General features: G+C 55.8%; 15 protein-coding genes. 9 read left to right on the top strand and 6 right to left on the bottom strand.

Annotated elements, in window-relative coordinates; genetic code table 11:
* The 3 genes from AC222A_RS03405 to rhlB all read left to right on the top strand — a co-directional run.
* Positions 1-549 (top strand): ThiF family adenylyltransferase (locus AC222A_RS03405; RefSeq protein ID WP_486774633.1); only part of this gene is annotated, 549 nt, incomplete at its 5' end.
* A gap of 56 nt (positions 550-605) precedes the next feature.
* Positions 606-1316, top strand: coding sequence for an HvfX family Cu-binding RiPP maturation protein (locus AC222A_RS03400; protein ID WP_372749076.1), 711 nt, complete (start codon positions 606-608; stop codon positions 1314-1316).
* Between the two features lie 62 nt (positions 1317-1378).
* Positions 1379-2728, top strand: coding sequence for an ATP-dependent RNA helicase RhlB (rhlB, locus tag AC222A_RS03395; protein WP_372758522.1), 1350 nt, complete (start codon positions 1379-1381; stop codon positions 2726-2728).
* A 22-nt stretch (positions 2729-2750) separates the two neighbouring features.
* On the opposite strand, the gene cysZ is transcribed toward rhlB, so the two are convergent.
* The gene (gene cysZ / locus AC222A_RS03390; RefSeq protein ID WP_372758523.1) at positions 2751-3488 is read right to left on the bottom strand and encodes a sulfate transporter CysZ; all 738 of its coding nucleotides are present in this window, start codon (positions 3486-3488) and stop codon (positions 2751-2753) included.
* 132 nt (positions 3489-3620) lie between these two features.
* Positions 3621-3830, bottom strand: coding sequence for a cysteine-rich CWC family protein (locus AC222A_RS03385; protein WP_486774632.1), 210 nt, complete (start codon positions 3828-3830; stop codon positions 3621-3623).
* A gap of 104 nt (positions 3831-3934) precedes the next feature.
* On the opposite strand from AC222A_RS03385, the gene smrA reads away from it, so the two are divergent.
* On the top strand, positions 3935-4516 hold the full coding sequence (smrA, locus tag AC222A_RS03380) for a DNA endonuclease SmrA (RefSeq protein WP_372758525.1): 582 nt from the start codon (positions 3935-3937) through the stop codon (positions 4514-4516).
* A 23-nt stretch (positions 4517-4539) separates the two neighbouring features.
* Here the strand turns inward: smrA and AC222A_RS03375 are convergent, their stop codons facing one another.
* Genes AC222A_RS03375 through gatC form a run of 4 tightly spaced genes read right to left on the bottom strand, consistent with a single transcriptional unit; the run spans position 4540 to position 8122 of the window.
* A complete protein-coding gene (locus AC222A_RS03375) occupies positions 4540-4830 on the bottom strand; it encodes a PA4642 family protein (RefSeq protein WP_372750496.1) in 291 nt (96 codons plus the stop codon).
* Between the two features lie 22 nt (positions 4831-4852).
* Positions 4853-6298 carry an Asp-tRNA(Asn)/Glu-tRNA(Gln) amidotransferase subunit GatB gene (gene gatB / locus AC222A_RS03370; RefSeq protein WP_372810662.1) on the bottom strand — a complete coding sequence of 482 codons (1446 nt, stop codon included), beginning with the start codon at positions 6296-6298 and terminating at the stop codon, positions 4853-4855.
* Positions 6299-6322: 24 nt separating this feature from the next.
* Positions 6323-7777 carry an Asp-tRNA(Asn)/Glu-tRNA(Gln) amidotransferase subunit GatA gene (gatA, locus tag AC222A_RS03365; RefSeq protein WP_486774631.1) on the bottom strand — a complete coding sequence of 485 codons (1455 nt, stop codon included), beginning with the start codon at positions 7775-7777 and terminating at the stop codon, positions 6323-6325.
* A gap of 57 nt (positions 7778-7834) precedes the next feature.
* Positions 7835-8122, bottom strand: coding sequence for an Asp-tRNA(Asn)/Glu-tRNA(Gln) amidotransferase subunit GatC (gatC, locus tag AC222A_RS03360; protein WP_372750239.1), 288 nt, complete (start codon positions 8120-8122; stop codon positions 7835-7837).
* Between the two features lie 295 nt (positions 8123-8417).
* Between gatC and AC222A_RS03355 the strand changes: the two genes are divergently transcribed.
* From AC222A_RS03355 to rng, 5 genes are read left to right on the top strand one after another with little or no spacing between them, the layout of a single operon-like run.
* A complete protein-coding gene (locus AC222A_RS03355) occupies positions 8418-9455 on the top strand; it encodes a rod shape-determining protein (protein ID WP_372750238.1) in 1038 nt (345 codons plus the stop codon).
* A gap of 39 nt (positions 9456-9494) precedes the next feature.
* Positions 9495-10334, top strand: coding sequence for a rod shape-determining protein MreC (mreC, locus tag AC222A_RS03350; RefSeq protein ID WP_372765087.1), 840 nt, complete (start codon positions 9495-9497; stop codon positions 10332-10334).
* Positions 10327-10812 (top strand): rod shape-determining protein MreD, encoded by a 486-nt coding sequence (gene mreD / locus AC222A_RS03345; RefSeq protein ID WP_372750127.1) that lies wholly within the window; start codon positions 10327-10329, stop codon positions 10810-10812. Before mreC ends, mreD begins: the two co-directional genes overlap by 8 nt.
* Complete coding sequence (locus AC222A_RS03340; protein WP_372750126.1) at positions 10809-11390, top strand: Maf family protein; 582 nt, start codon at positions 10809-10811, stop codon at positions 11388-11390. The genes mreD and AC222A_RS03340 overlap by 4 nt, the downstream gene beginning before the upstream one ends.
* Complete coding sequence (rng, locus tag AC222A_RS03335) at positions 11387-12853, top strand: ribonuclease G (RefSeq protein WP_372750124.1); 1467 nt, start codon at positions 11387-11389, stop codon at positions 12851-12853. The genes AC222A_RS03340 and rng overlap by 4 nt, the downstream gene beginning before the upstream one ends.
* Positions 12854-12871: the final 18 nt, after the last annotated feature.

The following is a 12871-nucleotide window of genomic DNA, read 5'->3' as shown; positions in this document are numbered from 1 at the left end:
CAGATTGCGCATGACACTGCGGCTATCGGCTTGTCCAAGGTAGCGTCGGCGCGGGCGCGCTGTCTTGCCCTCAATCCCGACATTTCGGTTGACTGCCTGAACAAGCGTTTGAGCGGCCAGGCATTGTTCGACGCCGTGTCTTCATCGGATCTGGTGCTTGATTGTAGCGACAATTTCGACACCCGTTTTGCGATAAATGAAGCCTGTGTTGCATTGCAAAAGCCTTTGGTCAGTGGGGCGGCCATACGCAGTGAAGGCCAGCTTTCAGTTTTTGATCCGCGCCGGGCCGACAGCCCCTGCTATCGTTGCTTGTACAGCCCCGATGTCGGCGACGAAGCGCTCAACTGTTCGGAAGCGGGGGTGTTGGGGCCGATCGTTGGTGTCATTGGCAGCCTGCAGGCCACCGAAGCGATCAAGCTCCTGTCGGGTTACGGTGAACCGTTGACGGGTCGCTTGTTGCTGCTGGACGGTGCTACCATGGAGTGTAGAAATCTGAAACTCGCCAAAGATCCCGCCTGTGCCGTCTGCGCGGGGCGTACTGGCAGTTAACAGAAAGAATTCAAAAATCGTAAAAATAAGAGAAGAGTTTCGGTGCGGAGACCGCAATGAGTTTTTTGTTCAAAGTGTACTACGCCATTCACGACAACCTGTTTGGTTTGTTAAAGCACCTCGACGGCCTTGCGTTGCTGGCACTTCGTCTGTTTCTGGCGCCGGTGATGATCGCCGCGGGTTTGAACAAGTGGCACAGTTTCGACAGTACGGTGGAATGGTTTGGGAACGCCACATGGGGGCTGGGCTTGCCATACCCTGAACTACTGGCGGCGTTGGCGACAGGAACCGAAGTGTTTGGTGGCTTTTTACTACTGTTCGGCCTGGCGGTGCGCTGGGCGGCTGTTCCGTTGATGGCTACCATGCTGGTCGCGGCCATCGAAGTGCATTGGGACAACGGCTGGTTCGCCATTGCGCCAAGTGATCCTTCGACCAGTACGGCGAAGCTGTTGGCAGATGTGGGCATCCCTGCCGCTGAAGACAGTCTGGAAAACAGCCGCGAGGTGAGCCTGCGCCTTGAGCGGGCCAAGGACATATTGCGCGAAAACGGCAACTACGAGTGGCTGACAGGCAAAGGTAACTTTGTGGTGCTCAATAATGGCATTGAATTTGCCGCCACATACTTTCTGATGTTGCTGGTGCTGTTTTTCTGGGGCGGCGGGCGCTACGTCAGCCTGGACTACTATTTTGACCGCGCAGCGCGGCAGGTTCTGCGTGATCAAGGGCCTCCACAGCGTGACCTCGATGACCTTAATGTGCCCGATTGAGTGCAATAGCAGCAACATTTGATAGAATGCCGGCCTTACTTAGATTTAATTGAGGCTAACCTTTGCTAAAAAAGCTGTTTTCACGAGACAAAACAGACCCCGTTGCCACACCGCCAAAAACCGAGGCGCCTGAGCAGCGCGCGGAAAATGAAGGCAAGGGCAAGTCATCGGAACGACGCAGCGGGAACAAAAAGCGCCGCGCCAAACCTGCTCCGTCAGCCTGGTCCCTGTCTGATTTTCCGGTGCCCGAAGCGCCGGGCAAGGTCCGCTTTCACGATCTGGGGCTGGACGATACCCTGATGCGCGCCATAGCGGATCTGGGGTTTCAGTATTGCTCCCCTATTCAGGCTGCGGTTTTACCCCACACCTTGCGGGGTCATGATGCGATCGGCAAGGCCCAGACGGGCACAGGCAAAACGGCTGCCTTTCTGATTTCTGTTATCAACGACCTGATCAATAACCCGATCGAAGACGAGCGTTACCTGGGCGAGCCCCGGGCGCTGGTGATTGCACCCACCCGTGAGTTGGTGCAACAGATCGCCGAGGATGCGAAAGGGCTGACCAAGTACACGAACCTTAATGTGGTTACCCTGATCGGTGGCATGGACTATCAGAAGCAGCAGAATCAGCTCAGCCGTGATCTTGTGGATATTGTTATTGCCACGCCAGGCCGCTTGCTGGACTTTACCGGCCGCGGCGACCTCTATCTGGACGGTGTTGAACAGTTGGTGATTGATGAGGCCGACCGGATGCTGGACATGGGCTTTATTCCCCAGGTCAAGCGCATTATCCGGCTCACACCGCGCAAGGAAAGCCGCCAGACCCTGCTTTTTAGTGCAACCTTTACCGAAGACATCATCCGCCTTACAGAGCAGTGGACCTATCAACCGGTCAATATTGAAATAGAGCCGGACAACGTGGCGACTGACAATGTGGATCAGCGAGTCTATCTGGTAGAAGAGCGGGAAAAGTTCCAGATCCTGCAGCGTATTATCCGTATGCCTGAGGCGGAGAGCGTCATTGTATTTGCCAACCGCCGCGACCAGACCCGTCGCCTGCACGAGCGCCTGCGCAAAAGTGGAATTCGCTGTGGCCTGTTGTCGGGTGAAATTGCCCAAAACAAGCGCACCCAGACGTTGCAGCAGTTCAAGGACGGTACGATTCAGGTGCTGGTGGCGACCGACGTTGCCGGGCGTGGTATTCACGTTGACGGGATCAGTCACGTAGTCAACTTTACCCTGCCCGAAGACCCGGAGGACTATGTGCACCGCATCGGTCGTACGGGACGAGCCGGGGCCAAGGGAACCTCAATCAGTTTTGCGTCAGAAGACGATGCCTTCCTGTTGCCGGAAATCGAAAAATTGCTGGGCAGCAAACTTGCCTGTGAGCAGCCGCCGGAGGCGTTGCGGTAGTCGTCGTATCTGCGGGCGGTCCTCAGACGTTTGTTGTCTGACCGCTCTGGAGCTTCTCAACCCACAAGATGGTGCCGCCGCAGACCGCCGCCGGCATGATCAGCAGATTCACAATGGGCACCATGGTGCCCGCCATAACCATTATCCCAAAGGGCAAGGTGCTGCCGCGAGCAGCTTTTATACGCCGCTTGCTCTCTTTAAAGCTCAGTCCACGGTTATCCATGGCGTAGTCGCAGTACTCCAGTGACAACATCCATGCGCCGAGCAGAAACCACAATACCCCTGAGAAGGGGGAGATAAATGGGATAAAGCTGAGCAACAGCACCAGCAGGGCGAAACTGAGGTAGTAGCCGAGCTTTTGCACTTCCCGCCAGATACTGCGGGGGAAGCTGGCCAGAGCGCTGGCAAACGATTCCCGGGCCTCCACTTCCTTGCCCGTCAGTTTTTCCTCAACCTTCTCAGCCAGCAGGCCATTAAATGGCGCAGCGATGATATTGGCCAATGTACTGAAGCTATACATGGCAATCGCCAGCACCAGCACCACCGCCAGGGGCCATAGAATCCAGCTCAGAAATGACAGCCACTCGGGCAGCCAGGCGAGAATGGCGGCAATGCCCCCGCCAATCAGTTCGAAGCCCAGCGTCATCAGGCCCCCGAAAATCAGCACGTTGACGAGCAATGGCAAAATGACAAAGGGTCGTATGCCGGGTTCGCGCAGCATTTTGAAGCCACGCACCAGATAATTGATATTACTGTCCATAAGACTGCCTGTTGGCTGCTGAAGTCGTCGATTGAAAGTTACGTGACATGTACAGGTCACCACTGGGGCACGTGGTTAGATAAGCCGCTTTCCGGCGGAATGCCAGGATGCGGTGGTTGCTGTCAGTCAGATTCATGACTTTTCCTCTTGTGTTGTTGCCGTGCCGCAGCGCTGACAAAGGCACTGCTCTTTCCCTTGAAAACGGGCGACAGTTTCCTTGTTGAAGGTGACAGAAAAGCACCAGCAGGAGGCCGGAGGGAGGTTTTGAGCAACGGCGCAACGATTGTCGCCGCCGCAGGCGGGGCAGGTCTGGGCCTTATAGTTGGAATCACGTGATGTCATGGCTGCCATTGTAGGGCGGTGGCACGGCCTGCGTCAGCCCGAAAATAGCGGGAATTTTCGAAACTGGTCGTTTGGGGCGGTATACTTGGCGTCGGAGGTAGGCAATGCAAGATGACGAGTGGTTTGCAAAAGAGTTGGGTGACGTTAGGCCGTTAAAGGCCGAAAAGCGCGTTGCCATCCGCCGGGAGGATATCTCCGAGCTTGCAGCTAAAGCGCGTCGTGAGGCTGCCCAGCGCGAGCAGACGGTTGATCGCAACCCGCTTTCGGATGCGGAGGTTCCTCTTCTAGATGCCTACTATGTGCTGGAATGGCAGGGGGCCGGTGTACAGCACGGCGTTTTTCGCAAGCTCAAGCAGGGCGTCTATGAGCCCGAGGCGCGCCTGGATCTTCATCGGATGACGGTGGAGCGCGCCCGGCAGGAAGTGTTTTCGTTTATTGAGGAGGCGTACTCCCTGAATCTGCGCAGCCTGTGCATTGTTCACGGCAAGGGGTTTGGGTCAAAAGCGGAAGGCGCCGTGTTGAAAAGTTACCTCAATGTATGGCTGCCCCAGCTGGCGCCAGTCATTGCCTACGCCAGCGCCCAGCCTCGTCATGGAGGGGTGGGCGCGGTCTATGTGTTGCTGAAAAAAAGCGAACACAAAAAGCAGGAGAACCGGATCAAATTTAATCGCGGTAGGGTGGAGTAGATGCTCTGCTAGTGGGCCAGGCTTTATTTGGCGCCATTTCTCTTTAGCACATCGGCAAACTCTGTTGAGTTGCGGTGCTCTAGAACATAGCTCAGCACGGTTCTGCCTGCGGCATTGGTGGCATTGATGTCGTGCCCGGCTTCGAGAAACATGCCAACAAAAATTTCAAAATCATCTGCGCGCATGCTCTGGTAAGCCTTTTCCAGTTTGTGAAAATCAGCGTTTATGCCTTTGGGCGGCTGCACATCCAGAAATTCCCGAACCCGATCTTCTGTCCAGACTTCGTCCAATACCTTTTCTTTGTCTTTACGCATTGTTTAATTCCTTGTGCCCGGCTCAGCCGAGTTTCTTGTTCAGTAACTGGTTAACCATGCCGGGGTTGGCCTGGCCCTTGGAGGCTTTCATTATCTGGCCGACAAAGAAGCCCAGCATTTTTTTGCGTTTGCCCTCGTCGGCTGCGCGGTACTGCTCAACCTGTTGGGGGTTGTCAGCCAGCACTTGATCCACCATTTTTTCCAGTTCGCCACTGTCGGACATCTGCTTGAGGCCCTTGCTCTCGATAATGGCATCGGCGCTGTCGCCCTCGCCATTCCAGAGTGCTTCAAAGACCTGTTTGGCAATCTTGCCGGAGATGGTGTTGTCGCGAATGCGCTGGATCAGCCCGCCGAGCTGCTCGGCGCTGACTGGTGAGGCAGCGAAACCCAGGCTTTCTTTGTTAAGACGGCCCATCAGTTCCACCATCACCCAGTTGGCCGCCAGTTTGGCGTCACCTGCTGTTTCGGCAACGGTTTCAAAGTAATCGGCAATGACGCGCTCACTTGTGAGTATGCTGGCGTCATAACTCGACAGGCCATAGCTACTCTGGAAGCGCTCGCGCTTGGCGTCAGGCAGCTCGGGCAGGGTGGCTTTAATTTCGTCGATCAAGCTCTGCTCAACGGCCACGGGCAGCAAGTCCGGGCAGGGGAAGTAGCGATAGTCATTGGCTTCTTCCTTGCTGCGCATAGGACGGCCTTCATTGCGCTCGCTGTCAAACAGGCGTGTTTCCTGAGTAATCGCGCCGCCGTCTTCGAGCACATCGATCTGGCGCTGGGCTTCTATCTGAATAGCTTTTTCGATAAAACGAAACGAGTTCAGATTCTTGGTTTCGGTTCGAGTACCCAATGTGTCGCTACCTTTCCGGCGTACCGACACATTGGCGTCGCAGCGCAGTGAGCCCTGCGACATGTCGCCATCAGAGATGCCCAGATAGGTCACGATGGAGTGTATTTTTCTCAGATAGGCCACAGCCTCTTCAGCGCTGCGCATATCTGGTTCAGAAACGATTTCGATCAGCGGCGTTCCAGCGCGATTCAGGTCGATGCCGGACATTCCGTGAAAGTCTTCGTGTAATGATTTGCCCGCATCTTCTTCCAGGTGGGCGTGATGAATGCGAATCCGCTTGGTTTCACCGCTTTCCAGTTGGATGTCGATCCAGCCGGGGCCAACGATGGGGGCATCCATCTGGCTGGTTTGGTAGCCTTTGGGCAAATCCGGATAGAAGTAGTTTTTGCGTTCAAACACCGATTCCGGCGTTATTTCTGCATTTACTGCCAAGCCAAATTTAATAGCGCTTTTTACCGCTTCCTCGTTCAATACCGGCAGTGTGCCTGGCAGGGCCAGATCTACGGCGCAGGCCTGGGTGTTAGGCGCCGCGCCAAAGGCGGTACTGGCGCCAGAGAAAATTTTGGATTTGGTCGAAAGCTGCACATGCACCTCAAGACCGATTACAGTTTCCCATTCCATGTCGGGTTCCCTTTGTCAGGCAGTTCAGGCAAACGCTGCCGGGGTTTGTTTGTGCCAGTCGGTAACCAACTGGAACTGGTGGGCGGCGTTGAGAATTTCCGCCTCGCAGAAGTCTTTGCCAATCAGCTGCAGGCCAACTGGTTTGCCGTCTACCAAGCCGGCGGGCAGCGACAGGGCGGGAATGCCGGCGAGGTTGACCGCAATGGTGTACATGTCTTCGAGGTACATGGTCAGTGGGTCGTTCACCTTTTCGCCCAAGCCAAAGGCCGGGTTGGGCGAGGTTGGTCCCGCAATGATGTCCACCTCTTTGAAGGCGTCGATAAAATCCTGCTTGATCAATCGGCGAATGCGCTGTGCTTTGCGGTAATAGGCGTCGTAAAAGCCGGCGGAGAGCGCGTAGGTGCCCACCAGTATCCGTCGTTTTACCTCGTCGCCAAAGCCTTCTTCACGAGTGCGTGTGTAAAGGTCAGCCAGATCTTTCGGGTCGTCACAGCGATGGCCGTAGCGAACGCCGTCATAGCGGGACAGATTAGTCGAGGCCTCCGCCGGGGCGATCACGTAGTAGCAGGGAATTGACAGGTGGCTGTGAGGCAGGCTGATTTCTTTCAGCGTAGCGCCCAGCTTTTCGTATTCCGCTAGGGCGTCGCGCACCTTTGTTGCGATCTCATCGGACAGGCCTTCGGCGAAAAACTCTTTTGGTATGCCGATCACCTTGCCTTTCAGAGAATCATTCAGGCTGGCGCTGTAGTCAGGAATGTCGCGTTTCAGGCTAGTGCTATCTTTATCATCAAAACCTGCCATGGCTTGCAGCATCAGCGCGGCGTCTTCGGCGGTGCGGGTCATCGGTCCGGCCTGATCGAGGCTGGAAGCAAAGGCGATCATGCCATAGCGCGAGACCAGGCCGTAGGTGGGCTTTAGACCGGTCAGGTTGCACAGGGCGGCTGGTTGGCGGATGGAGCCACCGGTATCGGTACCAGTTGAGGCTGGGGCGAGGCCTGCAGCAACGGCGGCGGCGGAGCCGCCTGACGAGCCGCCAGGGACGCAGTCGGTATTCCAGGGGTTGCGTACCGGGCCATACCAGGAGGTTTCGTTGGATGAGCCCATGGCGAACTCGTCCATGTTGGTTTTACCCAGAGTGATCATGCCCGCGCTGGCAATCTTTTCAACCACAGTTGCATTGTAGGGGGCGATAAAGTTGTCGAGCATTTTGGAAGCGCAGCTGGTGCGAACGCCCGCGGTGCAAAAAATGTCCTTATGCGCCAGGGGGATGCCGTCGAGGATGGACGCCCGACCGCTGCTGCGTCTGGCGTCGGAGGCTTTGGCCTGAGCCAGTGCTTCTTGCTCCAGTACGGTAATAAAAGCGTTGACCGTGGGGTTGTGCTCGGCGATACGCGTCAGAAAATGGCGAGTCAGTTCCTCACTGGAGAACTGACCACTGTCTAGTCCGTCCGCGAGTTCGCGTAGGGTTTTGGTATGCATGCTGGCTCTCGGTAGCTGGTCTGGGTCTATGTCGTTCGTTGATTCAGATCGACAGGCTTATTCGATAACGCGGGGCACCAGGAACAGGCCGTCTTCGGACTGTGGTGCCAGTGCCATAAAGGTGTCGCGCTGGTCTTCCTCAGTGACTGCGTCGGGGCGCAGACGTTGGGTGGCGTCGTGAGGGTTGGCCATGGGAGCAATATTGCTGGTATCTACGGCCTGCATCTGATCGACCATGCCGAGAATGTCGCTGAGACGGCTGGCGACCTCGCCAACCTGATCCGGCGCGATACGGATGCGCGCCAAATGCGCGATTTTTTCAATGTCTGATGGGCCAACAGCCATGGGTCACCTGTCTGTAATTACACTCTGTATTGCTCTGACTGAAACCGCCTGTCAGAAAACGGACGAACTCAAGAATCGGATACTGATTCGGGGAGGTGGCCGCAGCGACCGTGTAGCCCGTCAATCAGGGCGGGTAAACTTATCATATTTGCGCCTTGCCCTGAATCCCCGCCGTTGATAGAGTTGCAGGGATTTATGGCAGCTGCAGCGAAAATAATAGAAAATAGCGGCTTTCCGCTGCCAACCGGCAGTCGTAACAAGGGCCCGTTCAGGGCCGTACAGGTGAATTGCACAGATGTTCAAAAGAATTCGTGGTCTTTTCTCAAACGACCTTTCAATCGATTTGGGAACGGCCAACACGCTGATTTATGTCCGCGATCAGGGGGTGGTTCTGGATGAGCCCTCCGTAGTGGCCATTCGAGTCCATAATGGCCAGAAAACCGTCGAGGCGGTAGGCACTGAAGCAAAACGTATGCTGGGTCGTACCCCCGGCAATATCACGGCAATTCGTCCGCTGAAAGATGGTGTTATTGCTGATTTCCAGGTGACGGAGAAAATGCTTCAGCATTTTATCGCCAAGGTTCATCAAAACAGCATCATCCGCCCAAGCCCGCGCGTCTTGGTGTGTGTGCCCTGTAAGTCAACGCAGGTGGAGCGCCGCGCTATTCGTGAATCGGCGCTGAGCGCCGGTGCTCGAGAAGTGCGTCTGATTGAAGAACCGATGGCTGCAGCCATCGGCGCTGGCCTGAATGTAGAAGAAGCGGCTGGCTCCATGGTGGTGGATATTGGTGGAGGTACTACCGAGATTGCCATTATCTCGCTCAATGGGGTGGTTTACTCCGACTCCGTGCGTGTTGGCGGTGACCGCTTTGACGAAGCTATCGTCACGCATGTGCGCCGCACCTACGGTAGCCTGATTGGTGACGCTACGGCCGAACGCATCAAACAGGAGATCGGTTGCGCCTATCCGCTGGAAGAAGTGCGCGAGATTGATGTGCGTGGCCGCAACCTGGCCGAAGGTATTCCGCGTCGCTTTACGCTCAACAGCAACGAAATCCTGGAAGCATTACAGGAGCCGCTGTCTGTGATCGTGCAGGCGGTGAAACGGGCGCTGGAACAGTCACCGCCGGAATTGGCGGCTGATATCGCCGAAACTGGTATTGTACTGACGGGTGGCGGTGCACTGCTGCGCGGAATCGATCAGTTGATTGCCGATGAAAGTGCCTTGCCGGTGATTGTGGCGGAAGATCCACTTACCTGCGTTGCTCGCGGTGGTGGTCGTGCCATGGAAATCATGGAAAAACATCGTCTGGATATGCTGTCGACGGAATAACTCTGTTCCGGGGCAACCCGGGCATAAGGGAGCGACGCTATCAAACCGATCTTTTCGTCCGGTTCTTCGTCAGCAGGCATTCGCCTGCTGGTGCTTAGCCTGATCGCGTTGTTGTTGGTTCAGGCAGCGCGCAGCGGCTGGCTCGATAGGCCGCTGAGCTATCTGGCAAGCGTTTCGCTGCCGGTCTATAAACTTACCGAATTACCCTCGGAAATTGGTCGCAGCCTTGAAGGGTTGTTTACCGGCCGGGAGAGCCTGCGTGAAGAAAATGCGCGTCTGCGCGCCGAAGCGCTCGTGTTACACGCCAAAACCCAGAAACTTGCCTCGTTGCGTGCGGAAAACCTGCGTCTGCGTGAGTTGCTCAACTCCGCCAGTCACAAGGAAGAAAGTGTGGTGGTGGCGGAGGTGGTTGGGTTGGCTGCTGACCCGGCCCAGCACGTGTTTATCGTGGATAAGGGGTCAGCCGATGGTATAGAAGAGGGGCAGGCGGTCATTGATGCCGATGGTCTCGTCGGTCAGGTTATTAACGTGGCCTACAATCACAGTCGAGTGATGATGGTTACGGACGTGACCCACGCACTGTCGGTGCAGGTCAATCGCAACGGTGTGCGGGCCATCGTGGAAGGCAGTGGACTGATTGATCTGCTTGAGCTCAGTCACGTGGCCGCAACCACCGATATCAAAGTGGGCGATTTGCTGGTCAGCTCTGGATTGGGTGGCCGCTTTCCGGCCGGATACCCGGTCGCCCGGGTATCGGAAGTAACCATCGACCCAGGCGAGCCCTTCGCCACTGTTCGCGCGCGACCGCTGGCGCAGCTCGACAAAGCCCAGTTCGTGCTGTTGGTTTTCAGTCGCTCGGTGGCACGTGGTGATGGATGATCACGGCCACAGCTTCTGGGTGATCCTGCTTTCGCTGTTTGTGGCTTTGGCGCTGAGTGTTTACCCCCTCCCTCTCTCGGCACGATGGTTTCGGCCTGACTGGATGGTCATTGTCATCTGCTTCTGGGTGCTTTTCATGCCTCACCGTGTGGGTGTCGGCTGGGCCTGGATTTCGGGTTTGCTGATGGATATCCTGCACGGCGCCTACCTCGGACAGCATGCGTTTGCGCTGGCGGTCGTTGCCTACTTTGTACATGTATCGCACCAGCGTGTGCGCATGTACGGCTACCGCAAGCAGGCTGTTTTCATTTTCTCCATGGTGATCATTCATCTGTTGCTGGGGCAGTGGGTACAGAACCTGATGGGCGTTGCTGATACCAGCCTACTGGTACTGGCGCAGGCGCTGATGAGTGCGCTAATCTGGCCGCTGGCGCACGTCATACTCACTTACCTCTGTTATCGCTTTGTAGTTACCTGATGGAACTGATTCTGGCTTCGCAATCGCCCAGGCGGAGGCAACTGCTTTCCACCCTCGGCGTTGATTTCTCAGTCAAAGTGGCGGATATCGATGAAACCCCGGTGGCCGGAGAAACGCCGGAGGTATGTGTTGACCGGCTGGCTCGCGGCAAAGCTGATGCTGTTTGGCATACCCTGCAAGATCGACTTGATAAGGTTGTGCTGGCAGCCGATACGATCGTTGTCGTTGATCAGAAAATTCTGGGTAAACCCCGAACTCGCGAGCACGCGGTGCACATGCTTACGCAATTGAGCGGACGCAAGCATCGGGTGTTGACCGCTGTTGCGCTGCAAAACGAAACCAGCCAGCAGTGCACGATTCAGACGAGCGAAGTTAGCTTTGCTACACTGGCGGAAGATGAAATCCTGCGGTACGTTGCTACCGGGGAGCCCGACGATAAGGCTGGAGCCTACGCCATTCAAGGGCTTGCTGCCGCTTTCGTTGTTTCGCTGACAGGTAGCTACAGCGGAGTTGTCGGCCTGCCGCTTTACGAGACGCGCCAATTGTTGCGGCGCTTTGGAATCCATACAGCCATATGAGCGAAGAAATTCTTATCAATGTAACGCCGATGGAAACCCGAGTCGCGGTGGTGGAAAACGGGGTTCTTCAGGAAATTTACATTGAACGCGCGCGGGCCAAAGGTATTGTTGGCAACATCTATCAGGGCAAAGTGGTGCGGGTACTGCCGGGTATGCAGGCTGCGTTTGTGGATATTGGCCTGGAAAAAGCTGCGTTTATTCACGCTTCGGATATTGCTGCTCTAAAGCCGGCGACCAATGGCGAAGTGCCCGAGATTCGTACCGCAGTGAGAGAAGGGCAGGCACTGACGGTGCAGGTCATCAAAGATCCGATTGGCACCAAGGGCGCGCGTTTGACCACCCATCTGTCGGTGTCTTCGCGCTATCTGGTTTATATGCCGAAGACCGAGCATATTGGGGTTTCCCATCGAATCGACGATGAAGCTGAGCGCACGCGGCTCAAGGCGCTGGTTGAGGTCAGTGCCGCTGACGACGAGGAAACGAACGGTGGTGGCTATATAATCCGCACCGCCGCAGAAGGTTGTGGAGACGATGAGATCACGGCCGATACGCGCTTTTTAAAGCGCTTGTGGCAGGCGGTGGATCGCCGCCGCAAACGCGACCCGGCGCCGTCGATCATCTACGAGGATTTGCCACTGTTTATGCGCACCATGCGTGATCTGGTGCGGCCGGGGTTGGAAAAAATACGGATAGATTCGCGCGAAAGCTATCAGCGAGTCGTGGATTTTGCCAAAGACTACGTACCGGAAATTCTGCCAATTCTGGAATACTATCCCGGCGAGCGTCCGATTTTTGATCTTTATAGCGTTGAAGAGGAAATTCAGCGTGCGCTCGAAACCAAGGTAGAGCTCAAGAGCGGTGGTTATCTGATCATTGACCAGACCGAGGCGATGAGCACCGTTGATGTGAATACCGGCGCCTTTGTCGGTCATCGCAACCTCGAAGAAACCATTTTTAAAACCAACCTCGAAGCTGCTACGGCGTTGGCTCGACAACTGCGAGTACGTAACCTCGGTGGGATTATTATTATCGATTTTATCGATATGAAAGATCCAGAGCATCGTCGACAGGTGTTGCGGGCGCTGGAAAAGGCGATGGAGAAAGATTACGCCAAGACCAGTATTACCGGCGTGTCCGAACTGGGTCTGGTTGAAATGACGCGCAAGCGCACCCGTGAAAGTTTGGAGCATGTGTTGTGCGAAACCTGCAAGTACTGCTCTGGTCGCGGCACACTGAAGTCACCTGAAACGGTCTGCTATGAAATCTTCCGTGAGATTCTACGGGAGGCGCGAGCTTATGAAAGCGACCGATTGATGGTGTTGGCCTCACAGGAAGTGGTGGATCGGCTGCTGGATGAAGAGTCCGCAAATGTAGCTGATCTGGAAGAGTTTATCGGCAAGGCGATCCAGTTCCAAGTGGAAGCCATTTACACGCAGGAACAGTTTGATGTGGTGCTCCTGTAAGGGCAGTCGAGGCTAGTG

Source organism: Litorivivens sp., from assembly GCF_057445395.1.
The sequence above is the reverse complement of the archived record's forward strand: the minus strand, read 5'-3'. Positions and strand labels throughout refer to the sequence as shown.

Excerpts from the sequence above, each read along its gene's own strand:
- cysZ (WP_372758523.1), bottom strand. The coding sequence starts at position 3,488 with ATGGACAGTAATATCAATTATCTGGTGCGTGGCTTCAAAATGCTGCGC.
- smrA (WP_372758525.1), top strand. The coding sequence starts at position 3,935 with ATGCAAGATGACGAGTGGTTTGCAAAAGAGTTGGGTGACGTTAGGCCG.
- rng (WP_372750124.1), top strand. The coding sequence starts at position 11,387 with ATGAGCGAAGAAATTCTTATCAATGTAACGCCGATGGAAACCCGAGTC.
- gatB (WP_372810662.1), bottom strand. The coding sequence starts at position 6,298 with ATGGAATGGGAAACTGTAATCGGTCTTGAGGTGCATGTGCAGCTTTCG.
- gatC (WP_372750239.1), bottom strand. The coding sequence starts at position 8,122 with ATGGCTGTTGGCCCATCAGACATTGAAAAAATCGCGCATTTGGCGCGC.
- AC222A_RS03400 (WP_372749076.1), top strand. The coding sequence starts at position 606 with ATGAGTTTTTTGTTCAAAGTGTACTACGCCATTCACGACAACCTGTTT.
- AC222A_RS03355 (WP_372750238.1), top strand. The coding sequence starts at position 8,418 with ATGTTCAAAAGAATTCGTGGTCTTTTCTCAAACGACCTTTCAATCGAT.
- AC222A_RS03375 (WP_372750496.1), bottom strand. The coding sequence starts at position 4,830 with ATGCGTAAAGACAAAGAAAAGGTATTGGACGAAGTCTGGACAGAAGAT.
- gatA (WP_486774631.1), bottom strand. The coding sequence starts at position 7,777 with ATGCATACCAAAACCCTACGCGAACTCGCGGACGGACTAGACAGTGGT.
- mreD (WP_372750127.1), top strand. The coding sequence starts at position 10,327 with ATGGATGATCACGGCCACAGCTTCTGGGTGATCCTGCTTTCGCTGTTT.
- AC222A_RS03385 (WP_486774632.1), bottom strand. The coding sequence starts at position 3,830 with ATGACATCACGTGATTCCAACTATAAGGCCCAGACCTGCCCCGCCTGC.